At 47.5% G+C, this 23,487-nt stretch carries 26 protein-coding genes; 19 read left to right on the forward strand and 7 right to left on the reverse strand.

Annotated elements, in window-relative coordinates; genetic code table 11:
- Positions 1-28 precede the first annotated feature (28 nt).
- Both PJDR2_RS14375 and PJDR2_RS31940 read left to right on the forward strand, forming a co-directional pair.
- A complete protein-coding gene (locus tag PJDR2_RS14375) occupies positions 29-628 on the forward strand; it encodes a hypothetical protein (RefSeq protein ID WP_015844433.1) in 600 nt (199 codons plus the stop codon).
- 372 nt (positions 629-1,000) lie between these two features.
- Positions 1,001-5,140 carry a carbohydrate-binding protein gene (locus PJDR2_RS31940; RefSeq protein ID WP_015844434.1) on the forward strand — a complete coding sequence of 1,380 codons (4,140 nt, stop codon included), beginning with the start codon at positions 1,001-1,003 and terminating at the stop codon, positions 5,138-5,140.
- 140 nt (positions 5,141-5,280) lie between these two features.
- Here the strand turns inward: PJDR2_RS31940 and PJDR2_RS14385 are convergent, their stop codons facing one another.
- The gene (locus tag PJDR2_RS14385; RefSeq protein ID WP_015844435.1) at positions 5,281-6,483 is read right to left on the reverse strand and encodes an MFS transporter; all 1,203 of its coding nucleotides are present in this window, start codon (positions 6,481-6,483) and stop codon (positions 5,281-5,283) included.
- An 80-nt stretch (positions 6,484-6,563) separates the two neighbouring features.
- The gene (locus tag PJDR2_RS14390) at positions 6,564-6,845 is read right to left on the reverse strand and encodes an ArsR/SmtB family transcription factor (RefSeq protein ID WP_015844436.1); all 282 of its coding nucleotides are present in this window, start codon (positions 6,843-6,845) and stop codon (positions 6,564-6,566) included.
- Between the two features lie 232 nt (positions 6,846-7,077).
- Between PJDR2_RS14390 and PJDR2_RS33855 the strand changes: the two genes are divergently transcribed.
- From PJDR2_RS33855 to PJDR2_RS14440, 12 genes are all read left to right on the forward strand, one after another.
- Positions 7,078-7,368, forward strand: a complete 291-nt coding sequence (locus PJDR2_RS33855; RefSeq protein ID WP_416202274.1) for a GNAT family N-acetyltransferase — start codon at positions 7,078-7,080, stop codon at positions 7,366-7,368.
- Between the two features lie 417 nt (positions 7,369-7,785).
- Complete coding sequence (locus PJDR2_RS14395) at positions 7,786-8,037, forward strand: hypothetical protein (protein ID WP_041613452.1); 252 nt, start codon at positions 7,786-7,788, stop codon at positions 8,035-8,037.
- Between the two features lie 96 nt (positions 8,038-8,133).
- Positions 8,134-8,712 carry a hypothetical protein gene (locus tag PJDR2_RS14400; protein WP_015844438.1) on the forward strand — a complete coding sequence of 193 codons (579 nt, stop codon included), beginning with the start codon at positions 8,134-8,136 and terminating at the stop codon, positions 8,710-8,712.
- A 383-nt stretch (positions 8,713-9,095) separates the two neighbouring features.
- Entirely contained in the window at positions 9,096-10,130 is a 1,035-nt protein-coding gene (locus tag PJDR2_RS14405) for a LacI family DNA-binding transcriptional regulator (RefSeq protein WP_015844439.1), read from the forward strand.
- A 78-nt stretch (positions 10,131-10,208) separates the two neighbouring features.
- Positions 10,209-11,666 carry an extracellular solute-binding protein gene (locus PJDR2_RS14410; protein ID WP_015844440.1) on the forward strand — a complete coding sequence of 486 codons (1,458 nt, stop codon included), beginning with the start codon at positions 10,209-10,211 and terminating at the stop codon, positions 11,664-11,666.
- Positions 11,667-11,778: 112 nt separating this feature from the next.
- Positions 11,779-12,654, forward strand: coding sequence for an ABC transporter permease subunit (locus tag PJDR2_RS14415; RefSeq protein ID WP_015844441.1), 876 nt, complete (start codon positions 11,779-11,781; stop codon positions 12,652-12,654).
- Between the two features lie 5 nt (positions 12,655-12,659).
- A complete protein-coding gene (locus PJDR2_RS33500) occupies positions 12,660-12,887 on the forward strand; it encodes a hypothetical protein (RefSeq protein WP_265525132.1) in 228 nt (75 codons plus the stop codon).
- Positions 12,863-13,540, forward strand: coding sequence for a carbohydrate ABC transporter permease (locus PJDR2_RS14420; protein ID WP_265525133.1), 678 nt, complete (start codon positions 12,863-12,865; stop codon positions 13,538-13,540). Before PJDR2_RS33500 ends, PJDR2_RS14420 begins: the two co-directional genes overlap by 25 nt.
- Before the next feature lie 11 nt (positions 13,541-13,551).
- Complete coding sequence (locus PJDR2_RS14425) at positions 13,552-15,039, forward strand: CehA/McbA family metallohydrolase (RefSeq protein WP_015844442.1); 1,488 nt, start codon at positions 13,552-13,554, stop codon at positions 15,037-15,039.
- Positions 15,040-15,127: 88 nt separating this feature from the next.
- The gene (locus tag PJDR2_RS14430; RefSeq protein ID WP_015844443.1) at positions 15,128-15,379 is read left to right on the forward strand and encodes a hypothetical protein; all 252 of its coding nucleotides are present in this window, start codon (positions 15,128-15,130) and stop codon (positions 15,377-15,379) included.
- Between the two features lie 191 nt (positions 15,380-15,570).
- Positions 15,571-15,792 (forward strand): hypothetical protein, encoded by a 222-nt coding sequence (locus tag PJDR2_RS14435; RefSeq protein ID WP_015844444.1) that lies wholly within the window; start codon positions 15,571-15,573, stop codon positions 15,790-15,792.
- Between the two features lie 37 nt (positions 15,793-15,829).
- Entirely contained in the window at positions 15,830-16,024 is a 195-nt protein-coding gene (locus PJDR2_RS14440; RefSeq protein ID WP_015844445.1) for a hypothetical protein, read from the forward strand.
- Between the two features lie 96 nt (positions 16,025-16,120).
- Here the strand turns inward: PJDR2_RS14440 and PJDR2_RS14445 are convergent, their stop codons facing one another.
- Together PJDR2_RS14445 and PJDR2_RS14450 are read right to left on the reverse strand one after the other, a co-directional pair.
- Entirely contained in the window at positions 16,121-16,597 is a 477-nt protein-coding gene (locus tag PJDR2_RS14445) for a GyrI-like domain-containing protein (RefSeq protein ID WP_015844446.1), read from the reverse strand.
- Positions 16,598-16,624: 27 nt separating this feature from the next.
- A complete protein-coding gene (locus PJDR2_RS14450) occupies positions 16,625-17,104 on the reverse strand; it encodes a hypothetical protein (protein WP_015844447.1) in 480 nt (159 codons plus the stop codon).
- Between the two features lie 91 nt (positions 17,105-17,195).
- Here PJDR2_RS14450 and PJDR2_RS14455 point away from each other — a divergent pair, with 91 nt between their 5' ends.
- Positions 17,196-18,164 carry a helix-turn-helix transcriptional regulator gene (locus tag PJDR2_RS14455; protein ID WP_015844448.1) on the forward strand — a complete coding sequence of 323 codons (969 nt, stop codon included), beginning with the start codon at positions 17,196-17,198 and terminating at the stop codon, positions 18,162-18,164.
- 139 nt (positions 18,165-18,303) lie between these two features.
- Here PJDR2_RS14455 and PJDR2_RS33200 read toward each other — a convergent pair whose 3' ends face one another.
- The 3 genes from PJDR2_RS33200 to PJDR2_RS14465 all read right to left on the reverse strand — a co-directional run bounded on the left by PJDR2_RS33200 (position 18,304) and on the right by PJDR2_RS14465 (position 19,268).
- Complete coding sequence (locus tag PJDR2_RS33200; RefSeq protein ID WP_015844449.1) at positions 18,304-18,459, reverse strand: hypothetical protein; 156 nt, start codon at positions 18,457-18,459, stop codon at positions 18,304-18,306.
- Positions 18,460-18,633: 174 nt separating this feature from the next.
- Positions 18,634-19,065 carry a hypothetical protein gene (locus PJDR2_RS14460; protein ID WP_015844450.1) on the reverse strand — a complete coding sequence of 144 codons (432 nt, stop codon included), beginning with the start codon at positions 19,063-19,065 and terminating at the stop codon, positions 18,634-18,636.
- Positions 19,062-19,268, reverse strand: coding sequence for a helix-turn-helix transcriptional regulator (locus PJDR2_RS14465; RefSeq protein ID WP_015844451.1), 207 nt, complete (start codon positions 19,266-19,268; stop codon positions 19,062-19,064). Before PJDR2_RS14465 ends, PJDR2_RS14460 begins: the two co-directional genes overlap by 4 nt.
- Positions 19,269-19,709: 441 nt before the next feature.
- Here PJDR2_RS14465 and PJDR2_RS14470 point away from each other — a divergent pair, with 441 nt between their 5' ends.
- The 4 genes from PJDR2_RS14470 (at position 19,710) to PJDR2_RS14485 (ending at position 23,443) form a co-directional block, all read left to right on the forward strand.
- A complete protein-coding gene (locus PJDR2_RS14470; protein WP_015844452.1) occupies positions 19,710-20,618 on the forward strand; it encodes an SDR family NAD(P)-dependent oxidoreductase in 909 nt (302 codons plus the stop codon).
- Between the two features lie 38 nt (positions 20,619-20,656).
- Entirely contained in the window at positions 20,657-21,250 is a 594-nt protein-coding gene (locus PJDR2_RS14475) for a TetR/AcrR family transcriptional regulator (RefSeq protein ID WP_015844453.1), read from the forward strand.
- Between the two features lie 593 nt (positions 21,251-21,843).
- Positions 21,844-22,410 carry a histidine phosphatase family protein gene (locus PJDR2_RS14480; RefSeq protein ID WP_015844454.1) on the forward strand — a complete coding sequence of 189 codons (567 nt, stop codon included), beginning with the start codon at positions 21,844-21,846 and terminating at the stop codon, positions 22,408-22,410.
- 166 nt (positions 22,411-22,576) lie between these two features.
- Positions 22,577-23,443 carry an aldo/keto reductase gene (locus PJDR2_RS14485; RefSeq protein ID WP_015844455.1) on the forward strand — a complete coding sequence of 289 codons (867 nt, stop codon included), beginning with the start codon at positions 22,577-22,579 and terminating at the stop codon, positions 23,441-23,443.
- The last annotated feature ends 44 nt before the right edge of the window (positions 23,444-23,487 follow it).

A 23,487-nucleotide genomic window follows, 5' to 3' on the forward strand; every position in this document is an offset into this window, starting at 1 on the left:
AGAATATGGGGGAGTATCTGAATGCAACATGAAGTCGACCTTTAACGTCTATTTGGATGAACGAACTAGAAGTATTGGAGAAGATAATTTGAAACAAATAATAGCTGTCATCCTATTAAGCATGATTTGTATAACGGGCTGTTCCTTTGACAATGAAGCTAAGGGAATAAAACCGATTTTATATAAGGAAACGGTTGGAAATTTGGCCTATGAAATCATGCTGAACAAAAACAGGTATAAAATGAATGATGAAATCGTAGTGAAGACAAAAATAACAAACCAGGGAAAAGATACGTTAACCTATGTTTCAGGCAGCTCTAGTTGTCCTAACCATGCAGTCGTGAATGTCATACATGTTAAATCAAATAAAAGATTGGAAATAAAACCCTACGGGCCTTGCACGGCTGATTTAGGCAAATCGAAAATGAAGCCAGGTCAAACGGTCGAAGATACGGACATTTATATTGCGGAGGTTTACGGAAAATCCGGACAGGAGCTTGCACCGCTCGGAAAATACGATATCGAAGCAGCATTGCCACCGGAAGATATCAGATCGACTGAAAATAATCATTCCGTTCCAATAGAACAACGTCAAAGTGTAAAAACGCAAATTGTTCTGGTTAGATAAACTCCGTTTTTATTAGCTTTTCTCTAGTAAGCAGGGATGATGTTTATTGGCTAAATAACGATTGTGGAGGAGCTGTCGCTGACAGCTCCTTTTTGATTTGCTGCAGTTGTTCACCTAGCGATTCACTAACTCGTAGTTAAATCAATAGTTACAACAATATTGTATTAAAAAGTATTAAATCAAAAATTTCATTGAATGATACAGTATTTTTGAAATGAATCGTTGACTTTTTCTAGAAAATGCCGATATACTCTCGATATATTAGATTAAACGAATGAAATGAGGTGATAGGGACAACGTTGTCAGGGGAAGGTCATCACGATCAGTCATTGATGAAAGCGCTTTAAATAAATCGATGAGGTGATTAGCTTAATGTTGAAACGAATGATAATGGCTATATTGTGTGCGCTGCTTTTGATTGCCCCTCAGGCGGCATTCGCCTATAAGAATCCGAAGTCGCTGCCCGACGAGTGGGGACAATATGGGCTTGGCGACCCTTACGTAATGAAGTTTAACGGTAATTATTACTTATATGTGAGCACGAGAGATACCGATATCGGGGTCAAAGTGTGGAGTTCGCCAGACCTTGTCAACTGGAGCTATGGAGGATTGGCCGCAACCGATCCGGTTACGAAGGGGGCCTACGCTCCTGAAGTCGTGTATTGGAACGGATATTTCTATATGTATACCTCACCTGCCGGTAATGGTCATTACGTGCTGCGCAGCGAGAGCCCGACCGGTCCGTTCACGGTGCAGACAGGCAATTTGGGAAATTCGATCGATGGAAATGTTTTCATTGACGATGATGGAAAATGGTATTTCTATCATGCGAACGGAGCGGGCATTCTCGCGGCTGCGATGCCTACGCCGACAACGATTGGCAATAGCGTCAATACGGGTGCAAGCATGGACGGCTGGACGGAAGGTTCCACGTTGTTTAAACGCAACGGCAAATACTATATGACGTATACCGGCAATCATGTATTCAGCAAAGGCTATCGGGTCGACTACGCGGTCAGCACGAATCCGCTCACGGGATTCGTACGTGACACGGATAACCCAATTTTAATCAGTACGGAAGGTCCGACCGTTGGTCTCGGCCATAATACGGTCGTCGTTGGTCCGAACCTGGATGCCCGCTATATCATCTACCATAATCTTGAAGGACCGGGCATTATCGGACCTCTTCGCCATATGGGGATGGACCGGATCGTGTTCAACGGGGATAAAATGTCGGTGCTCGGACCAACGGCAACCGAGCAGCCGGATCCGGAGATGCCGGACTTCGAGGACCGATTCAATGGGGCGGAACTCAGCCCGGCGTGGACGAATACGGATGGTAGCGGCTGGAGCGTTGATTCCGGTCTTCTGCGGCAGCAAGCCGCCGGTACGAGCAGACTGGTAACTACAGCTGCTGCAGAAGACAACTATACGGCAGAATTTAATCTGCAACTGGCTGAGTCCAGCAATGCCGAGAGCCCGCAGCTCGGGGTCGTATTCTCCCGCAAGGGCGATAATGATTTCGGCACAGCACTGTTAGATCCGGCAAGCAATTCGGTGAGGACGCAGTTTCGAGTGAATGGCGTCGATCTGGGATGGATTTCGAGCACGCTGCCGGAAGGGTACGATTATACAAAGCTGCACAATATCCGGGTTGAGAAATCAGGGGACACGTTCAAAATCTACGTCGACGGCATGCTAAAGCAGACGCGCAACGTGATGCTCGGTGGCGGCAGTATCGGCTACGTCACGGAGAACGCGAAGGCTAATTTCGGTTATGCTGCTTTCAGCAACGACGTGAACGGCAGCAGCGATTTTGACGCAGCGAAACCTGTTCCGGGTCAAGTCGAGGCCGTTCATTACCTGTCAGGCGGCGAAGGAGTCGGGTATCACGACCAGACACCGGTTACAATCGGTGATTACCGAGGAGAAGGCGTGGATACGGATAAAGCAGATGACGGCACCTCTCATATCACCGCTTTCGAGAAAGGAGAATGGCTGCAATACCGTTTAAACATTGCGGAAGCAGGCAAATACGATATCGATCTTTCTTATGCGGATGCAGTTTTGGGCAGCAAAGTACAGCTCACTCTGGATGGTGGACAACCGCTGGGCGAGTTTGAATCGGCAGGAAACACGGATGCTGCTGATACAGGATGGCAAACAGCACAGCTGAATGGCGTAGCACTGCCGGCGGGTGTTCATATCTTGAAGGTCACTGCCTTATCAGGCACTGTGTCGATGGATAAGCTGACGTTCCACAAGCACGTGGATGTTCCGGTTCTCTATGATAATTTCGATGATGGCCAGGATGACGGCTGGAAAAGGTATGAAGGTTTTTGGAGCGTAAAAAGCGACATTGCCGAAGAGGAGCAGGCTTACGACGCTTATCATCCGATTCCGGGTACGATTGGTACGGTACACTATATCTCCGGAGGCGAAGGTGTCGGTTATCATGAGAATACTCTCGAAAACATCGGCGGCCAGTACCGGGGAGATTCGGTCGACATCCGCTCCAATCCGGTCGGCGGCGGTTACAACGTAGGTTGGAACCAGACAGGCGAATGGCTGAAGTTTAACATTGACGTTGCGGAAGCCGGATCCTATAACGCAGAATTCAAAGTAGCTACAACTTTGGATGGAGGTCAGATCCGGCTATGGCTGGACGATACGACGGATCTGACCGGCATTGTGGACATTCCGAAGACCGGCGACTGGAACATCTGGAACGTGGTGCGTAAATCCGGTGTTACACTGCCGGCAGGCAAGCATACGCTGAAAGCCGAGACGGTCCGCGGAGAATTTGATTTCGCAGGTATAGCACTTACGAGGATGGATCAGCCAATACCAGTACCCGGCGTCATCGAAGCCGAGCATTACAAAACCGGCGGTGAAGGCGTAGGTTACCATGATTTAACTCCTGCGAACATTGGGGGTAAATACCGCAACGATCAAGTCGATATTCGATCCGCTGCATCCGGCGATCAGATCGTAGGCTGGAATCAAACAGGCGAATGGTTGAAGTACAATATTCACGTCGCGGAAGAGGGATTGTACGATCTCGACTTGTGGGCAGCTACAACGTTCACGGATGCGCAAGTCCGGCTATGGCTGGATGACACGACTGATTTGACAGGCACATTGAGCGTTCCTGCTTCCGGCGACTGGAATAAGTGGAAGTCGGTGACGAAATCCGGTATCCAGCTGCCGGCTGGCGATCATGAACTGAAGGTCGAAATTGTCAAAGGCGAGTTTGACATGACGAGACTGTCGCTCACCCAATTCGATAAGCCGCACGTGCTACCCGGATTTATCCAGGCTGCTGATTATAAGGCTGGCGGCGAAGGTACGGGCTACCATGATCTGACTCCCGCCAACATCGGTACGGAATATCGAAATGAAGCGGTCGACATCCGCCGGAATGCGGGCGGCAGCTATAATGTAGGGTGGAACGCTACCGGCGAATGGCTGGCTTACAATGTAGATATTGCTCAGGCGGGCGTATATAACGTCGATTTCGTAACCGCTACATCGATGGACGGTGCGAAGGTCCGGCTGTGGCTCGACGATGCAACCGATCTAAGCGGTGAAGTCGATATTCCGAGTTCCGTGACCTGGGAGAACTGGGCGACAACGACAAAGCAAGGCATCTATCTCCCGGCGGGCGAGCATACCTTGAAGGTCGAAACCGTGAAAGGTGAATTCGATTTCCAAGGAATACGCATTCATCAGAATCCGGTTGAGTCAAAGGTTGCTCATACCGGCGAATATCAGGCAGCGGTTGGCAGCTTCGCAAAGACGACGATCGGAGATGCCAATTGGTCGGATTACAGCGTGGAGTCCGATATCAAGCTGATTAACGATTCCGGTGACGGAGGCATTTTGTTCCGGGCAAATAACCCGGCTCACGGCAAGGAGCTGAATCAGAACAATGCGAACTTCGTGCAAGGATATGTCGCGTACCTGAATAAACAGGGCGTTCATCTCGGCAAACTGAATTACAACTGGACCTATTTGACGGGAGTGCCGCTCGAGATAAAGACAGGCGAATGGAAGCATGTGAAAGTCGTCGCGCAGGGGGCGCGTATCCTGGTGTATGTGGATGATATGAGTAAGCCGGTGATTGACTATACGGACCGCAGCGGAAATCCATTCACGCACGGCAAGGTCGGCATGCGGACGTTCATGAATGAAACGAGCTATGACAATTTCACGGTTCTCCCAGCTCCCATAAACGCTCCTGCCGTCGGAAAGCTGCTCGATTGGTTTAGCTCAGCCGGGCAGTTAGACGAGAAGACCCGGAAGCAGCTGGATAAGGAGCTTGAGCATGCAGCCGATGCGGTCAGCAAGAAGAAGCCGGATTGGAAGCAGGGGATTAAGCATTTGGACAATTTGCTGAAGCAGCTGAATAAAGAGAAGAAGCAGGAGATGGTTTCCGATCAAGCAAAGACAACGCTCAATCGGAGCGTTAACGCGCTCATTGAAGCGTGGAGTTCAAATCTGGGCAAGTAGCCGACAATTCTAAATCCAACTAACGAATAAAAACGTCCCTGTACCGAAGAAGCCTCGGTGCGGGGACGTTTTGCGTCATCGTATTCGGTTATCGCTATGTTATTGTTCCTTATGCCCGATTAGCATGAAAGTGACTGACTTTATGCGCTGATCTTCCTTGCGCGAGCCTCCTTATCCGCTGCTCGGGAAGCTGCACCGACGCGAAGGTAACCGAATGCAACGGCTGAAATGAGTGCGGCAATGGAGACGCCGGCAGCGCCGATCCAAGTGATGGCAGCCAGTGAAGCCCCTTCCACGACGACGCCGCCGATACCCGCGCCCGCAGCCATGGCCAGCTGTATAACAGAGCTGTTAAGGCTAAGCATGATGCTGGTTGCTTCGGGAGCGAGTGAGATCAGATGGTATTGCTGCGTCGGGCCGGACGACCAAGCGGAGAAGGACCAGAGCATGAGCAGCGGGAACATGAGCCCCGGCGAATGCGCGGCGAACGAAATCACGACCAGCCAGGCTGCATGGAACAGCATGCCCGTCACCAGAGTGCGCTTGAATCCCCAGCGGTCGGTACTGAAGCCGCCTAGCTTGGAGCCGATAAGACTAGCGATACCGAACGCAAGCAGCGCAATGCTGACGAATTTCTCGCTCATGCCGGTAATATCAAGCAGGAAGGGGGAAATATACGTATACGTTATGGAATAGCCGCCAAGCCAGAAAAACGTAATGCCAAGCGCGACGAGAATTTTAGGATTCTTGAGCAGTTTTAGTTGGTCGCGCAGCGGTACCGGCTGCTCGCCATCCGTCTTTGGAATCGCTAAGGCAATGAGCAAGAGCGCCAGTAGTCCGAGCAGTCCGATACCACCGAAGACCAATTTCCAGTCATAGGCGGAAGCGACAAGCCTACCGAGCGGGACGCCGACGATCAACGCCGTACTGAAGCCCATAACAAGCGTAGCGATAGCACTCCCCTGCTTCTCCGCAGGCGCGAGCTTTGCTGCGACCGTGAGTGCCGTGACGACGAAAACGCCGCTGCTGAGTGCAACGATAACGCGGGAAACGATGAGGGCGGTAAAGCCGGAGAAAAAGTAGGCGGCTACGTTGCCAACGATAAATATCGAAAGTGCGTACAACATCAGCCTTTTGCGGTCGACTTTGGCAGCGGCCGCCATCAGGAAAGGCGTCCCGAATCCGTAAGCAAGGGAGAACACGGTAATCAGCTGGCCTGCCGCTGCCACCGAGACGCCGATGTCGTCGGATACTTTATCCAGAATGCCGGCAATGATGAATTCGGACGTGCCGACGAGAAAGCTGACTAAAGCCAGCATATATATTTTTATATTGTAAGACAAACGTTCCAGCTCCTTATCCGTATCTCTCTGTATTATAATTTTATATTTCTAAATCTATCGAAATATAGACCAAAAAAAGGCTACCCCAAAAGATACGGGGCGTATTTCAACGCGACTTCTTTATTGACACTGTAATAAATGTACGTGCCGTCCTTGCGCAGCGTGAGCAGGCCGCATTCCGTAAGCTGCTTCAAGTGATGAGACAGCGTTGAACCGGCAACGGACTCCAGCTTGCTGCCAATGTCGGAGCAGCAGAGATTCTGCTCTTCCGTAAGAAGCATCGCTATTTTGATCCGGGTCGGTTCTCCGAGTGCTTTGTATACTTTCACTGCCTGTTTAACTTCCTCGTTATCCTCGACCATGGGGTCTCACCGCCTTTGCAAATATATTTCGAAAACTATGGAAATAACAATAACACAATTCGGCAGCCGTTGTAAATGGGCGATTTGATGGCCGCGAAAATCGCGGCTTTTTTTCATCGGTAACTCGTGGCATTATTTAGCAATTGCTCTAAGGGATGCAGGAACACTAAAATGTATTCCAGCGCTCTATGAGAGTTTGGCATGTGTTTGGTAAAATGGTATTCAGAAATTAATCACCAAAGCTGCAGCAGAAGGATTTTTATGGAAGGATACAAATTCAAACAGAACTGAAATAAGTTATTGGTTAGATTCCGAATTTGCAGGTAACGGTATTATGACGCAGGCATGTTCTGTTTTCATAACACACGCTTTTAATGATTTACAACTAAATAAGGTTGAGATTGGAGTAGCAACTAACAACATCAAAAGCAGGGCAATACCTGAACGCCTAGGGTTTACACAGGAAGGGACAATTCGAAACTACGAGCTGTTGCACAATCAATATCGGGACCGAGTTATGTAAATTCTTATGAAAGAGGAATGGATGGGGAACAAAAAGTAAGAACCGCACAATAGAATCTGATAATGAGAAGGTTTCGTTAAACTGGAAAATAAACGACATACCGAGTATTGAATCCTGAAATCATGAATTGTGGTAGATTTGCGAATTGTGGCTGTTGGACAACTGATAAAGAAAGACCTAAAGCGATTTTTGGGTTGGACAAGGGAGCAACTTACAATAATGAATTGCTTTGCGATGAATGCCTTCCTTCAGACCATAGGTGGGCTTTTTAATTTAACAAACGAAGGACTATAGTTCAGAGTATCAAAGCGGCTACTGATCAAAAGGTCAGCTGCCGCTTTTTTTAGGGCCGGTTACTGCAACCCTTGACCAAAATGATGCGTTTAGATTACTAACTAACGATTGGAGGTATCTTTGTTGGCAATTATGAGAATGAAGCCAGTATGGATTGCATTATTATTAATTCTTATTCTTCTATTCGCAATGAAGAATCCCTCAAAGAGTGATTACATAAAGCATTGGAAAGAAAAAAACGTAGGTATGGAGGTTTATACGGTTCACACAAAGAATTTCCTTGTATTCTCAACCTATCAAATGGGAGGGTATGACGATATAATGCCTACAACAATAGGGATTTGGGGAAAATTAATTGATACGGATAGGTATTGAGATCTATTTGGGATTAAACTATAGGGGAAGTTCAATAAATGAAGTGGCAGCTGGTCATTGTGAGGTTGCCAAGGTGTAATTGCGGGGGGGAGTTTTATGGGGAGATTCAACTTAGTTTTAACGATTTTGGTTATTTTGTTTTTATCTGCTTGTCATTCATCAAAACAATTAAAACCGATAAAAGAAGAAACGATTGATTTTGACATAAACACTGCAATTGAAATGATTGAGAAGAAAGAAGATATGATCATTGATATAGCTTCGAGAGAAAAGGTGTCAAAACTGGAGTATAAGGAATTAGAGAAGTCCTTTACCGAAGAGTTTGGAGACCATGCTAAGGATATTCTATCCATATTATTCATTAATAATATGGACTCCGATCCCGGGTCAGATAAGTTTATACAACAGAATACGTTATACCCAACTGTCTTTCATAAAGGGATAACTATAACAAATGCAGTCATTTATAAAAGTTACTTCGAGAATGAGTTCTTTAATCAAACTAGATTAAGCATTAAGGAAGAATATGTTGGTGATGATGAAAAGTTGAAAAATTGGAAAAGAGAATATATTTTTACACCAAACAAAAATGGAGATTGGGAACTAAATGGATTTTCTGGAGTGATGAATTTCTCAGGTGAAGAGTATAATATGAAATATTTAGAGTTAAAGTGAAAGAATCTAATAACCTAATGAAAACTTATAAAACGGCAGCTGACGGCTACCGTTTTTTTTTATTTAACGAATGTATATGTGGCGTCGATTCCCATGGCCGAAACCGGGTGAACACGTCAGGGTCGTCCGACATGCTTCCATAAACGTATTAGCCGCGTTCCATTTTGAAAGATAACGCTTTGTTAAAACGGTTTAATGCTACTTTTTTCCTAATTCCACGAGATTCCACGAGATTTCATCTGAATTTCTGCGATTATACGTGACTTTAAGACGAAATATCTATTTTTACAATAACTAATTATCAGTTTGAAATAGATTTTACAAAACCGGTTTAAGCTTAACCTCGTGTCCGGTATCACGGAAGAAAGCGAGGTTTTACGATTTTGGCAACTATTGATGACGTCGCGAAGGCATCCGGCGTTTCCAAAGGAACGGTTTCAAGCGTGTTCAGCAAGAAACGCCCAATCAGCAAAGAAGTCACTGAGCGCGTTCTTGCAGCGGCTAAATCGCTGAACTACAAGCCGAACTATTGGGCGAGGAGCCTTGTGAACCGCTCCACGCGCATACTCGGATTGAATATCAGAGGTGAATCGCTTGAATTCGGCCAGTTTCACCATTCTCTGCTTAACGGCGTTCTTCGCGTCTGTTACGAGAACGGCTACCGCCTGCTGGTTAATGCGCTGTCGCCTGCCTATCTCAGTCAAGTCGAGAACATATCTTCGGATCCGGTGGACGGCGAAATCTTATTGGATCCCATAGAATCGGACGCCAGGATTGAAGAGCGGCTTCAGAGCGGCATGCCCATCGTGATTATCGGCCGCCCGCCTGGTCGCTACGAGGCGCAAGTCAGCTACGTAGATAACGATAATATCGGAATGGCTGCACAGGTTACTAGCTATTTGATCGGACTGGGGCATACGGAAATTCTGTTTCTAAATGCACCGGAATCAAGAACGGTATCGGAGGACCGAAGTGTTGGATACAAAGCAGCTTTCAAGCAAGCCGGCCTGCAGCCGAAGCCTGAGTTGCTCCTGCACAAGCCGCTTAGGGGCGAGACAGCACACGCCTTCGGTTATGAGGCGGCGTTGGCTAAGCTAACGGCTTCGCCTGACATTACGGCGGTCATCGCCGATACGGACATGATGGCGTTTGGCGTATACAAGGCCGCGGAGCAGCTAGGGCTGCGCATTCCGGAGCAGTTGTCGGTGTTCGCGTTTAGCGACGATACCGTACTCGCCCCAGAATTATCGCCGCCGCTCACCGGCGTCCGGCTCCATGCCGACCGGCTTGGGGTGGAAGCGCTGCGGCTCCTGCTTGAACAGTTGAACGCGACCCAGAAGAGCGCCAAACGGGTACTTGTTCCAACGGAGCTCGCGATTCGCGGCTCTTGCGCTGCGCCTTGCGTACGAAGTAAATAGAGGCGGCCTGTTGATTGTCGCTTAATCACTCTGATTTAGAATACCAATTCGCTCGTGCATTCAGGAGGCTAACTACCCATGAAAAAAGTATTGTTAACGATGTCGACGGTTGCCGCGCTCGGAACGCTGCTTCTGTCCGGCTGCGGTTCGGAGAGCGGTAAGAACAACACCGCTAATACCCCGGCGGCTGATAATACAAAAACCGGCAGTGGCGCGAACACCCCGGCCAATGTTCCGGCGGCAGATATGAAGCTTCGGATCCTGGATGGTAATGTCGGCGGCAAGACACCGGAAGAGACAACGAAGTTCGCAGCGGAAATCACGCGTCTTACCGGCATTGATACTACTATCGAGAAGCCGGCTAGCGACTATGATCAGAAGGTGTTGACGGCACTCGGCTCCGGCGAGAAATATGATCTGATCGAGCTTAGTGACCTCGGCAAGCTGGCTACCTTCGTAGATCAAGGTGTCGTCACGGACCTGACGGATTTCGTAACCGGCTCCAAAGTGCTCTCGGACCCGACGGTCGTTCCAACAAGCGAGTGGGAACAGTTGAAAGATAAGGACGGCAGAATAGTTGCCGTATTCAACAAATTCCAAGGCGGCACGATGCCGATTGTACGCAAGGATTGGCTGGACAAGCTTGGTCTGAAGGAACCGAAGACGCTTGACGAGTACTATAACGTGCTCAAGGCGTTCAAGGAAAAGGATCCTGACGGCAACGGCAAGAATGATACGTACGGCCTAAGCACGGCCGATATTTACGATATACAAGCCTTCATGAGCGCCGCCGGCGTTAAGGCGCATTATGTAATGAAGGATGGCAAGCGCACAATTCCGTACGCGACGGAAGCAGCCATTCCGATTTATGAATGGTTTGCCAAGCTGGTGAAGGAAGGTATTATGGATCCCAACTTCGTGACGAACGATACGGGCAAAATGCGTAATCTGTTCCTCGCCGACCGCGTCGGCATGGTTACCTATTGGGATGCTTGGGTTGGCATGTTCAACAACACTCGCAAACAAGAGGATCCGAACACGACGTTTAATGCAGAAGCTCTCGAGAGCATCCCTGGTGCTGACGGCACCATCCTTATGCGACGCGGAGATCCGGATTTCTGGATCATTCCGGCCAATGCCGAGCATCCGGAAGCCGCTAAGAAGTTCCTGGAATTCTGGCACACGGAGCCGGGTATTATGCTTGGAAGCTTGGGCATCGAGAACGAGGATTACACCAAGGAAGGCGATGCGTATAAGCTGACGCCGACCGGCACCGAGCATAACATGGACCACGGGGTACCGTTCTGGTACAACCAAAACGTGGAGTATCCGTTCGGTAAACTTCCGGGCGTACAAGAAGCGCAAGATCTTGTGAACAGAGACGCGACTCTTGAATTGTCGTTGCCAGGTTGGCCTGACGCGGAGAAGATCGTCAAGAATTACGCGCTCAAAGCGATGTCGGGTCAAATGGACGCTGCGGAAGCCGTGAAGAAGATGCACGAAGAGCTGCTTGGGAAAAAACTGATCGACGAGTAAATCCGATCCGAACGAATGGAACACAAGCAGGCAGGGGAGAATGGATTCCCCTGCTTGCCTGCTTTTCATCCCGATAATGGTTCTCTTTACCAGATAAGGACGTGAATAAAGGATGAGATTATTGAAGAAATACAGCGCGCTCTACGTCATGATGGTGCCGGTGATCGTTTATTTTCTTGTTTTTGCCTATTACCCGCTCGTAAAAGGGCTTCAGACCAGCTTCCAGGATTACAAACTGATGGGTGACAGACCGTATGTAGGATTCGCGAACTATTCCGCGGTGCTTCATGACTCGTTATTCTGGGAAGCGGTGGTCAACACGCTCGTCATTGGCGGAGGCATTCTCTGCTTCAGCTTTGTCGCGCCTCTTGTGATCGCGCTGTCGCTCAACGAAGTACTCAGGACCTGGTTCAAGAAGGCGGCGCAGATGATTTTGTACGTGCCGCATCTGCTCTCATGGGTCGTTGTCGGAGGAATCTGGATTTTCATGCTTTCGCCCGACAGCGGGATCATTAATATGATCCTTGTCCATATGTTCCACATGAAGCCGATTAATTTCATGGCAGACTCCGGATGGGCGCGCTGGATCTTGATTCTCCTTGCAACATGGAAGGAGATGGGCTATACCTGTATCCTCTTCCTGGCGGGGATTGTGTCGATTAATCCGTCGCTCTACGAGGCGGCGCGCATGGATGGGGCGACGCGCTTGAATCAATTGATCTACGTTACGATACCGCAGCTCAGCAACACGATGAAGGTCGTCTTCCTGCTGAATACGCTCGGCATTCTGCGAATCTTCGACGAAGTCTTTATTTTGCGCAACCCAACGATCGCCTCGAAAGTGGACGTGCTCATGATGTACACGTTCCAGAAGGGGATTCTCGAAATTCAGCTTGGTCCTGCGGCCGCAGCCAGCTTCTTCGTACTGCTATTAACTCTTGCGATGACACTCGTCGTACGGCGAATCACGCGATTTGATGAGGTGTAAAAACAATGTCCGATCGATTTGAACGTCTCGGGTGGAAGAATAAAGCATTCGATATACTAAACGTCTTGTTCTTGTTCGTGCTCATGTTGACTATGATCATCCCGTTTATTAACGTACTGGCGCTGTCCTTCTCTTCGGGTATTGCCTCCATGAGGCCGGAAATCGTGCTGTGGCCGAAGCAGTTCAGCACGGAAGGCTACTCCATAGTATGGAAAAGGTATGGAAAAGCCTAGACATCTGGCGCCCCCTGATGAACAGCGTCATCGTGACCGTGGCGGGCACCGTGCTGCACGTGCTGCTGTCCAGCTTGGCCGGTTATGTATTTATCTATCCTCGCCTTCCCGGCAAGAAGGTGATGCTGACGTTCATTATGATTACGATGATGTTGCCGCAGGAAGCGATTATGATTCCGCTATATGTGGTCAACAAAGACCTGCATCTGATCAATACGCTGAGCTCGCTTGTGCTGTCGGGTCTCGTGTCCGGCTTCTCGATCCTGCTTATGCGCAGCTTCTTCTTGAACGTCCCTTACGAGATGTCGGAATCGGCCAAGATCGACGGCGCCGGGGAGTTCCGTATCTTCCTGACGATGTATATGCGTCTTGCGGCTGCGGGTCTTGCGACCGTGACACTCTTCGAGTTCGTTGGACGGTGGAACATGTTCACCGCGCCGGTCATGTTTATTAACGATTCCATGAAGTACACGCTTCAGGTCGCGCTAAAAGCGATGATCATCGATACGAGCAGCAACTCCGGTACTTATATGGTCACGACGAACGTGCGGATGGCAGGTATCGTCATCAGCATTCTTCCGCTGCTCGCGGTATATCCGTTTGTGCAGAAATATTTCATGAAGGGCATCCTGCTTGGTGCCAGCAAAGAATAGGAGGAAGTAAAATGCAGATAAAGAAACAACGGCACGTGCTTCGCAGATGGATTGATAAGGACGAGCAGCGTTCTTATTTGGAGGTTCCTTTCGTGGTGGAAGGAGCTGTGGAGCGTATCGATATCGCCTACCGTTACGAACGCGGAGAAAACGGTGGAACGGTTGTAGATATCGGCCTTCGCTCCCCGAAGCGGATCGTCGGCTGGAGCGGCGGCGCTCGCGAAGCATTCTTCGTCGGCACAGAGAAAGCGACCCCGGGCTATCTGGCTGAACCGATCGTCGAGGGTGAATGGGCCGTGCTGCTCGGAGCTTATAAAATCCCCGAGGGCGGCGCGGAGGTTATCGTTGAATTGGAGCTGACCCGGCCGCACGGCCGCTGGATGAAGGGTGACCTTCATATGCACAGCGTGCATAGCGACGGGAGCTACACGATCGGGCAGGCTAAAGAATCGTGCAAAGCCCGCGGTCTGGAATTCATGGCGCTGACGGATCATAATACGTCCTCGCAGAATCATGCCGCGCTTGTTCCCGACGAAGAGTTGCTGCTCATTCCTGGAGTTGAGCTGACGAGTTATTTTGGCCATGCCAACGTCCTCGGCGTGTCGGACGCGTTGCAGGATTTTCGCGTGACGACGCCGACGCAAGCGGAAGCGGTGCTCGAGGAAGCGCGCGCGAGAGGCGGCTTCGTGTCGCTGAATCATCCGTTCTGTCCGTCTTGTCCATGGGAGCTCGGTTTTGACGTCCCTTATGATGCAATCGAGGTGTGGAACGGCCCGTGGCGCGGGCTGAACGAGCGCGCGCTTGCTTGGTGGCAGGGGCAGCTTGCAAAGGGGCGCCGCTTGATCGCCCTTGGAGGAAGCGACGCTCACCGGGAGGAAAGGTTTGTGAAGCACGGACGTCCGACGGCTTCTGTATGGACGGAAACAGACACGGTGCATGGCGTTCTGGCCGGCATTCGCCAAGGCCGAGTCGTGCTGCAGTTCGATCCTGACGAGATCTGTCTAGCCCTTTCCGCCGGCGAGTACGGCATTGGTGAGGCTATTCCGCATACGGCTGTCATAGGGAAAGATGGCATCCCGTTGATAATCGACGTCTGCGGTGCCAAGGACGACCGCGTGCTCTTGTGGTCTGACCGAGGTATCGAAGCGGCATGGGACATCATCGTTTCGCCGGCGTTCTCCGAAGCGAGGGAGTGGGAATCGGAAGACACGGAAGCCAGTGGCTGGACCGTGCAGCGGGAAATTGCTGCGATACTCGAATTCGATGCGCCGGACAATAAAGACTGCGCTCCATGGGAGCCGGAAGCAGCGATTCTCGCAGACGAATTCGCGCCCCGAAAGATAGAAACGGAGAATGGTCAGGTCCGGTTGGAATTCCAGGGCTCGGGCGACCGGTTGTTCTACCGGCTGGAAGCACGACGCAACGTAAAGGGGTTAATGCAGTCGGCAGTGACTTGTCTGACAAATCCGATTTATATCGATCAAGCTATGGGTATGTAACGAACCGGGAGGGTAAGGTACGCTTGGGAGCTTTCTTTTTGGGTCATACTGTCTGGTAGTGTGAGACGACAGAAGGAGGCGCAAAAATATGACTATTTTGCCGATACATGAACGACTTGCGGAGTTGTGGACCATTCGCGGTGGCCGGCATCTGACCGAGGAAGAGCAGGCGGACTTCGAGCATTGTCTAGCGGTAAATGCTATGCATATCAGACAAATCGCCAATTTGTATAATCTATCGCTGGCCGCGTCCATGACCGGAGATGTTGATTGGCAACACGAGATTTGCCAAAGGCTGGAGAAGCTAGGCGGCCGTCTGCCGGGCTCGCCACGCTTATAGCGGATGCCCGTCACTCGGCCATCTGACCGAGCCAATCGAATTTCACTAAAGGCCGCGAAAATCGCGGTTTTTTTATTTATAGCTGTCATTGATTCCTATGTAGTCGTTATAGAGATTATAGTTAAAATCAAATTTTCATACATAATTGTGCATTCATTAAACCAGCCTAAAATGAAGGACGGTGAACAGGAATGGAATCAAAATCACAGAATGAATCTACCCAAAGCATTTTCAATAAAAATATCGAATTAGATTCAGATGTGAATGAGGACCGTGGGCGTGAGCAGCAATTGGATGCTTCTTTCGAAGACTGGTACCGGAATATCGGGCATTGGGAACAACAAAAATTAGAAATGACGCAAGTTCCGAAATCTAATGTATTTGATGTCGCAGCCAATATGGAAGAAAAATGATTTTGTTAACTGTCAGCGAAAGCGAGGAACATAATTTATGGCCAATAAAAAGAACTACTATTCATTCGAAGATCCATCGGGAACTACTATTGAGTATCGAGCCACCAGTTTACAGCAGGCTATGGTGATTAAGAAAAAGTTGGCCTTAGATTTGGGGATTTCCAAGGAGGACTTTGAATTAACGAACATTAGCAATAAACGAATTTCGGCCAGCGATAATTCTGACGAATGACAAGAAGAGCTTTTAAGAGCCGTATAAATATAAAAGCCGCATAATAGCGGCTTTTATATTTTGTATTCAGAATTTCTTTTAAAGACGAGACGAAGATTATTTTTTAACCACAGGCACCCAAAATTCGCCGTAGAAAGTGCCATCGCCGTTATCTTTGCGATAGGTCGCATTTGGACCACCGATGTAAGCATAATCAGTGGCTCGGGACAAAACTTCGCCAAAAGCAAGGTAAGTCAATTGATCAAACAAAGTCTCCTTGTCGCCATTTCCTGCGACAACGATATACTCGCTCTCCGGAAACTCGATAATGCGCGTTGCGTCAGTCACTGACTTTCCAGCTTCTACCGCGAAATAATTCCACGGCTTGCCTTGATAAACCTCGTTCACTGACCATTCACGATCATCTTTTGCAGCGTCTTTAAGCTTAGCAAATCGCCCGTCAGCCTTGAGTTTGCCCCAAAACTCGGATTTTTCCTTTTGTAAAGCTGTCATGTCTTGAAAATTGGACTGGATTGAGAAACCATATGCGGTCAACGTGAATGATTTTTTGTGTTCAATTGTATATTCTGCCATATGAGCTCCTTTCAAATTTCACAGAGATTAGACTTCGACTTTTTTTACGCGAAGCCACATTTCACCGTAGAATTCACCGGTTTCAGCTGCCTTGACGAATGTTGAATTGCCAGGACCTACGTATTTGTAATCTGTAATTTCTTGAAGCATGCCTCCGAAAACTTTGCCTGTGATTTCATCAGCAAGGCTGTTTTTGTCAGACCCTATGCCAGGCACAACGAGGTAGTCCCCAGCGAGGAAGTCTAGTACGATTGCGTCTTCCAAATTAAAATCACCCATCACGCCGAAGCCGCGCCAAGCTTTGCCATCGATAACATAATTGATTTGATATTCTTGCCCGTCAGCCAGCGCGAGAAGTTCAGCAAGCTTTCCATTTTCAGTGATTTCAGCCTTTTTCGCTGACGTTTTTGCTGCATTGCCTGCCCAGTCGTTGAAGTCCTCAAATGAAACACCGAAAGCAGTCATTTTGTAGTTTTCTGAGATCGTTTTGATTGAGTAGTTAGACATTTTGTTCTCTCCTTTGTGGAATTACTTTTACAAGATTGATTCTATTTGCCGAATGTATCAAAAAATGATACTTTTTTGATACAATAAAATCATGAAGAAAACAGAACGAGTAAACCTAATCATGCGCTACATCAATAACCGCGCACATTTTACGATTGCTGAGATTCAGCGGGAGTTCAAGATTTCCCGCGCGACTGCGATCCGGGACATTAACGAGATTCAGGCGATGGGATTTCCGCTGACAACCGAGCTGGGGCGTGGTGGAGGCTACAATGTCCTGCAAAATCAGTATTTGCCCGCAGCACGTTTCACGCCGGATGAGCTGAAGGCGATTTTTATCAGTTTTATCGCCTCGAAAAATTCACAGCTGCCTTATCTGCAAAATCGCCGCTCCATCACTGAAAAACTCATCGGTATCGCGTCGCAAACACAGCAAGACGAGCTAATTGAGCTGAATAATATCTTGCTTTTTGAAAATACGAATCCTGCTAATCCGAATCTTTTGGAGCTAGATGATGCAGCGCCTGCGGAGCTTAACCAGTTGATTTCGCTTGCTGTGCGAGATAAGCATTTACGCGTGACGTATGAGCCGAATCCTGGCTGGCCACAGTTGCTGGACGTTTTTTTGCTGCATATTTTTAATTCGAACGCTCAGTGGCTAGTCGAGGTTTATGACCTTGATACGGGTGAGTTTCGTTATTTGCCTGTTGATTTGCTGCGGGATTCCGCAATTTCCGAACATGAGATGAAGTATTCTGAGCAAGAGATTTTAAGCAAAAAACGGATTGGAGCACGTCAGTCTAATCTTATCGTGAAGCTTGATACGATTGGGATTCAGCGCTTTAAACGCATGCATCCGCCGGGGATTATTTTGTCCTTTACTGGAATGTTTCAGTCGAGCGGAATTTTTAACGTTCAGTTGGATGTGACCGATGCTGAGGAGCTGGCTTATTACGCGGATTGGCTTTTGTTTTTGGGGAAAGGGGTCGTGTTTGAGCGTATTCCTGAAGAGCTTCGCTTGATTTTAGAGGATCGTTTAACCAATTTAAGATTTTCTTGAGTTTAATAAACAAAAAAGACCGACATTTGTCGGCTGTTAAATTCAGGCTTATGTTTAAGGGGGATCCTACAGAAGGGGCTGAAGGCATGAAAAAAGGGTTGGGGGATCCCCAACCCTTTTATTTTATATTTTAGAGAAATTAATAGTACCCTTTACCTGTGCCTACACCGCCAACTTGTGGGCCGTAACCGCCGCCCCAGCCGCCAACAAAGCCACATCCGCAGACGATAATCACCAGCAAGATGAACAGTACAAGAATTCCGCCAACCTGATTGCCATGGCCAAATCCTGACATAATTCACAACACCTCCTTACGTCTGGAGTATACTTTATCATATGTGTGGGGAGGTATTATGCTTGGGTATTTGCCTTAGGAGCATTCGTCTAATTGCATCTGCCTCTCCGTTACGACTGTCATGGATGAACGGTTGATTTATTCATTACTTGGGATATTATTATCATCATTTTATTACATCTCTTTAAAGTACTTGACCCGGTAATAAGTGCCATATCCAAGAATAAACAGATAAGCGCAAATAAATAGAATTACCATTGTTAAATCTATATCCATTAAAGCTAACGCTGTAATTAAGGCACCAAACACAAAAATCATCATGTCATATGCTTTCGCTTTTGCTCGGTTATTGTTTGCCAGATTACGCTCATCTTTTTTCTCAATCTCTAACTGTTTTGCCGCGGCGGGATTATGTTTCATCGCGTATCGAACCATTAGTTCTCCCATACCGTGACCGAACATGCCAGAGCCAAGTCCAACGCAGATATAAGGCAACGCTCGCAGTAAACCTTGCGGATCTTCAATTGTTTTGATGAAGTACACACCAACTGCTAGTATGACTACACCTATAAAGGTAATCCAATAATCCGAAATCGATTTGTTCATACTGTCCCATCCTCCTCATAAATAAAGACTTCTTCGATACTCTTACCGAAAAAACGAGCAATCCTGAATGCTAAAAGGATCGATGGGTTATAACGTCCGTTTTCCAGAGAACCGATTGTTTGCCTAGACACCTCGAGAGCTGCTGCTAATTCTTCTTGATTGATTCCATGTTGCTTGCGGTGTTCTTCTAAACGGTTGTTCAATTCATTTACCCTCCTCATGGAAAGCTAGCTTTCCACAAGGTGAGCATATCGTGCAATATCGTTAATGTCAAGCGTACTTTCCATTTTGATATTAAATGGGCCAAACAAGGAATATAGGAATTGCGTGAAGAAAGTCATCAGCTGGCCGTTCGACGATTCAGTCATTCGTACCGCTATAATTTCTTTAGAGCTAAGTTGTTAAGCAGTCGGCGATCGGCTGCTTTTTTTGTTCCTAACGATTTTCTTTACACTGGGACTCCTGTGGAATTTTGATTCTAATCCTCACAAAACATATTTTGTTTATTGCTCTAACCAGGAACGCTACCTGTATCTGTATACGATGTGTCGATTAATTTTGACCATACCGTTGACAAATTAAGGAATCGTTCATACAATATAAATAAATGAATGGTTCATTCAATTTAAGAGGAGGATATCCAAATGAGTGAAATTCAAACGGTGGGTCAAAACGTAAGAGGGAAATATGTAGTGATTACAGGTGCTACGAGCGGGATCGGGTTAGCGACGGCGCAAGAGTTAGCATCAAGAGGGGCGAACTTGGGAATCGTTGCCCGCAATGCGGCCAAAGCGAACGAGGTTGCGGCTAGACTTCGGTCGTCCTTCGGCAATCAGATTACAGTGGATGTTTTCATCGCCGATATGTCCTCCCAGCGTTCCATCCGCCGCGCTGCAAACGAGATGTTGGAGAAATGCCCGAGAATCGATATTCTGATCAATAATGCGGGTGCCATGTTCGTTGATTATAAGTTGACGGAGGACGGACTTGAGATGACCTGGGCGGTCAACCATATCGCGCCGTTCTTGTTAACAACGCTGCTCCTTGATAAACTGATGTTGAGCGAACATGCCCGCATCATTACGACTTCGTCCCACGGCCATAAGATGGCTAGAAAAGGCATCGGATTTGACGATTTGAACGGTAAGCGTTGTTTTGGGTTTTGGGGGAAAATGAAGGGCGGTCCTAACTTTCGATACGGTGAGACGAAGCTTACGAATATCTTGTTTACTGCCGAGCTGGCGAAACGATTGCAAGGTACAAATATTGCCGCGTATTGCTTTGATCCCGGACTCGTCGCAACAAATTTCAATCGGGACAACGGATGGATGGCCCGGATGACGACGGCTGTCATGATGAGATTCGCGCGAACGCCTGAGAAGGGCGCCGAGACGCTCGTATGGCTGGCGGATACCAACGACAAGATTCTGGAGAGCGGGTGTTACTACGCGGATAAGCAACCAGGAACGCTATCGGCACAAGCGAGCAATATGAAAACAGCGAAGAAGCTATGGGAAGTAAGCGAGGATCAGGTCCGTATATCGCAGGCTTAACTTGCTAGTCGACGCATGAAAAGGAAGAAGGATAAGCTATGCCAAGAATATCGAGAGCGCAAGCCGAGCAAGCGTTTGACGAACGCAAAGATCAGATCAAAAAGGCTGCTCTTAAAATATTTGCCGAGAAAGGGCTTGCTGGTACGAAGATGAGCATGATCGCGGAGGAGGCCGGCATCAGCCAAGGTTTATCGTACCGCTATTTCGAATCCAAAGACGAGATTTTTGCGCTTCTCGTGGAAGAGGCGATAGAGGAATCCCGGAAAGCCATACTCAATATCGGAAGTCTACCAGGTTCGCCTCTTGAGCAATTAAAGGCGTTCACGCTTCAACTGTTGGATGAGAACCACAAGCAATACTTCCTGCTCGTTCAACAAGCACTAACGTCGGAAGGGGTTCCAAGCCGTGCTAAGGAAGCGATCGAGCGGTATTCTCCCAAGGATACAATTGAACAGATAATCCCTATATTTGTTCGAGGACAGCAAGAAGGTCAATTCGCAGAGGATGATGCCTACAAGCGATTGATTTTATTCCTTTCAGTTGTTAACGGTCTTATGCTTCAAGATGCGAAGGCGATGGGAATGAATTGGACGCAGGAAGTTGACCTTTTGTTGAATATCTTGACGAAATAATAAACCGCCTCGGTGATTTTGCTTTTTAAAGCTCTATTCTTGCAAGCACTTCAGAATTTAATTTGATAACTAGGAGATAGTTCAAATCAACAAAAAAGCAGCTGAACGTAATACATCGGCTGCTGCTGTCGTGTGTTAAGATGTTCACGGGTCCATTGGATTTGGAGTATCGACCATATTAAATAACCACCAAAATAAAAGCAAGAAGATACAACAAGTTATTATTATTAGAATAACAGTAACTTTACTATTTAATTGATTCTTCATTTAATGCCTCCTCCGAAAAAGCTTGGTACCTTTCTATACGAGTAATTAGAAGGGTTTGTTGCTTTAAACTGTCCTTTACTAGGTATATTAATTTTCCAATTTTTATTAGAAATTTTCAGTGTTGTGATTTTGGTTGGGATGCTTTCATTGATTAACGTCGATTAAAAAAGCTGCAGTAGATCAGAGGATCCGCTGCAGCTTTTGTTGCAGTTAATCAGCTAAATGACTACTTGAGTACTTTTCGAGACGGAATATTCACGAACTTCGATTATCACGTAATGTGAAATCAGATTAATATAATAAGTTAACAATTCAGGGAGGATTATATGAACACCATTATCTATATGGTTAGGCATGCTGAATCACCATACAATGAAGGAACAGAAAGAACAAGGGGACTTACCACTAAGGGCAAGGGCGATGTTGAAAAAGTTACAGAAATTCTTAAGGAAGAAGGAATTGACGTCCTTGTATCTAGCCCGTATAACCGAGCAATTCTGAGTATTGAGGGATTGGCACAAAACTTGGGATTGGATATCGAAACATTTGAAGATCTCAGGGAAAGGCATTTTGCTAGAGAAATTATTGAAAATTTAATGTCGGTCATTAGCGAGAAATTTTATGATTTCGATTATTCTTTACCGGGTGGGGAGTCTAATTCTGAATGCCAGAATAGATCTGTATCAGTGATAAAAAACATATTAAAAGAACACTCCGGGAAAAAAATAGCTATTGGAACACATGGACTTGTGATGACGTTGATGATGAATTATTTTGATTCAAGTTATGGTTTGGATTTTTTAAATCAATTAAAGAAACCAGATATTTATAAATTAAGTTTTGAAAATTTAGAATTAAAAGAAGTAATAAGACTGTGGAATGGGGATCTCTGATTGAGCTAAAGAGACTTTTACACGAAAACCAATCCTTACTTACATCAGAGTAACTAGATGAACTTTTTTTCAGTACTATTGGGGAAAAAGCTGAACTGGTATACTAAAATCGAATATTTCATCCAACTCTTGGAAGCTTCATAACTATCTCTATGGAGGTTGTACCATGACAATGACACAACGTAAGCTAGGTTCGACGGGGATAATCGTAGGTGAAATCGGAATGGGCGGAATGCCGTTGTCCGTTGATGGACGCCCTTCAGAGGAAGATGGCATTAGAGCGGTGCATGCCGCATTGGAGCAAGGCATTACCCTGTTCGATACGGCCGATTCGTACTGCATGAACTCGACCGAAAAAGGTCATAACGAACGTCTGCTAGCCAAAGCTTTACATAATCGTTCCGATGTGGTCATCGCGACAAAAGGCGGCTCAATTCGTCCGGATGGACGCTGGGAAACCGATGGCCGACCTGAGCACTTGCGTCAAGCGTGCGAGGACAGTTTGCTTGCGCTAGGTGTGGAAACAATCACGCTCTATCAATACCACCGTCCGGATCCTAAGGTGCCGTTTGCGGAATCCGTGGGAGCAATCGCGGAATTGCAGCGGGAGGGGAAGATCGTTCACGTCGGGCTGTCTAACGTTTCCGTTGCACAGCTGGAAGAAGCCAGCGAAATTGTAACGGTCGCGTCGGTTCAAAACCGTATGAATTTGTTTGACTATTCGTCCATGGCAGTGCTGAAGCGCTGCGAAGAGCTCGGTATCGCCTTCCTACCGTACAGCCCTCTAAACGGCATGGGTAACGCGCAGGGCATCGGCAGCAACGAGAAGCTTTCGCGGATCGCCAGAAGTTATGATGCGTCGCCGCAACAGATCGCGATTGCATGGCTGCTTCAATTGTCTCCAGTCATTCTGCCAATTCCAGGTGCCAGCAAAGCAGTGAACATCGTTAACTGTGCAGGTGCATCCAACTTGAAGCTATCTGACGAAGACGTAGCCGAATTGAACGGCATTGCTGATCAAATCACGGCATAATTGCCAATCCGGCAATCGACTGGCGAATATCGTGATGGTAAAAA

Origin of the sequence: Paenibacillus sp. JDR-2, assembly GCF_000023585.1 — a bacterium.
Lineage (GTDB): Bacteria > Bacillota > Bacilli > Paenibacillales > Paenibacillaceae > Pristimantibacillus.

Coding starts and splice junctions, on each gene's coding strand:
- PJDR2_RS33500 (WP_265525132.1), top strand. CDS start 12,660: ATGTCCGATCGATTTGAACGTCTCGGGTGGAAGAATAAAGCATTCGAT.
- PJDR2_RS31940 (WP_015844434.1), top strand. CDS start 1,001: ATGTTGAAACGAATGATAATGGCTATATTGTGTGCGCTGCTTTTGATT.
- PJDR2_RS14435 (WP_015844444.1), top strand. CDS start 15,571: ATGGAATCAAAATCACAGAATGAATCTACCCAAAGCATTTTCAATAAA.
- PJDR2_RS33200 (WP_015844449.1), bottom strand. CDS start 18,459: ATGTCAGGATTTGGCCATGGCAATCAGGTTGGCGGAATTCTTGTACTG.
- PJDR2_RS14440 (WP_015844445.1), top strand. CDS start 15,830: ATGGCCAATAAAAAGAACTACTATTCATTCGAAGATCCATCGGGAACT.
- PJDR2_RS14390 (WP_015844436.1), bottom strand. CDS start 6,845: ATGGTCGAGGATAACGAGGAAGTTAAACAGGCAGTGAAAGTATACAAA.
- PJDR2_RS14375 (WP_015844433.1), top strand. CDS start 29: ATGAAGTCGACCTTTAACGTCTATTTGGATGAACGAACTAGAAGTATT.
- PJDR2_RS14455 (WP_015844448.1), top strand. CDS start 17,196: ATGAAGAAAACAGAACGAGTAAACCTAATCATGCGCTACATCAATAAC.
- PJDR2_RS14410 (WP_015844440.1), top strand. CDS start 10,209: ATGAAAAAAGTATTGTTAACGATGTCGACGGTTGCCGCGCTCGGAACG.
- PJDR2_RS14480 (WP_015844454.1), top strand. CDS start 21,844: ATGAACACCATTATCTATATGGTTAGGCATGCTGAATCACCATACAAT.
- PJDR2_RS14460 (WP_015844450.1), bottom strand. CDS start 19,065: ATGAACAAATCGATTTCGGATTATTGGATTACCTTTATAGGTGTAGTC.
- PJDR2_RS14475 (WP_015844453.1), top strand. CDS start 20,657: ATGCCAAGAATATCGAGAGCGCAAGCCGAGCAAGCGTTTGACGAACGC.
- PJDR2_RS14485 (WP_015844455.1), top strand. CDS start 22,577: ATGACAATGACACAACGTAAGCTAGGTTCGACGGGGATAATCGTAGGT.
- PJDR2_RS14430 (WP_015844443.1), top strand. CDS start 15,128: ATGACTATTTTGCCGATACATGAACGACTTGCGGAGTTGTGGACCATT.
- PJDR2_RS14445 (WP_015844446.1), bottom strand. CDS start 16,597: ATGGCAGAATATACAATTGAACACAAAAAATCATTCACGTTGACCGCA.
- PJDR2_RS14450 (WP_015844447.1), bottom strand. CDS start 17,104: ATGTCTAACTACTCAATCAAAACGATCTCAGAAAACTACAAAATGACT.
- PJDR2_RS14415 (WP_015844441.1), top strand. CDS start 11,779: ATGAGATTATTGAAGAAATACAGCGCGCTCTACGTCATGATGGTGCCG.
- PJDR2_RS14420 (WP_265525133.1), top strand. CDS start 12,863: ATGGAAAAGGTATGGAAAAGCCTAGACATCTGGCGCCCCCTGATGAAC.
- PJDR2_RS14400 (WP_015844438.1), top strand. CDS start 8,134: ATGGGGAGATTCAACTTAGTTTTAACGATTTTGGTTATTTTGTTTTTA.
- PJDR2_RS14470 (WP_015844452.1), top strand. CDS start 19,710: ATGAGTGAAATTCAAACGGTGGGTCAAAACGTAAGAGGGAAATATGTA.
- PJDR2_RS14425 (WP_015844442.1), top strand. CDS start 13,552: ATGCAGATAAAGAAACAACGGCACGTGCTTCGCAGATGGATTGATAAG.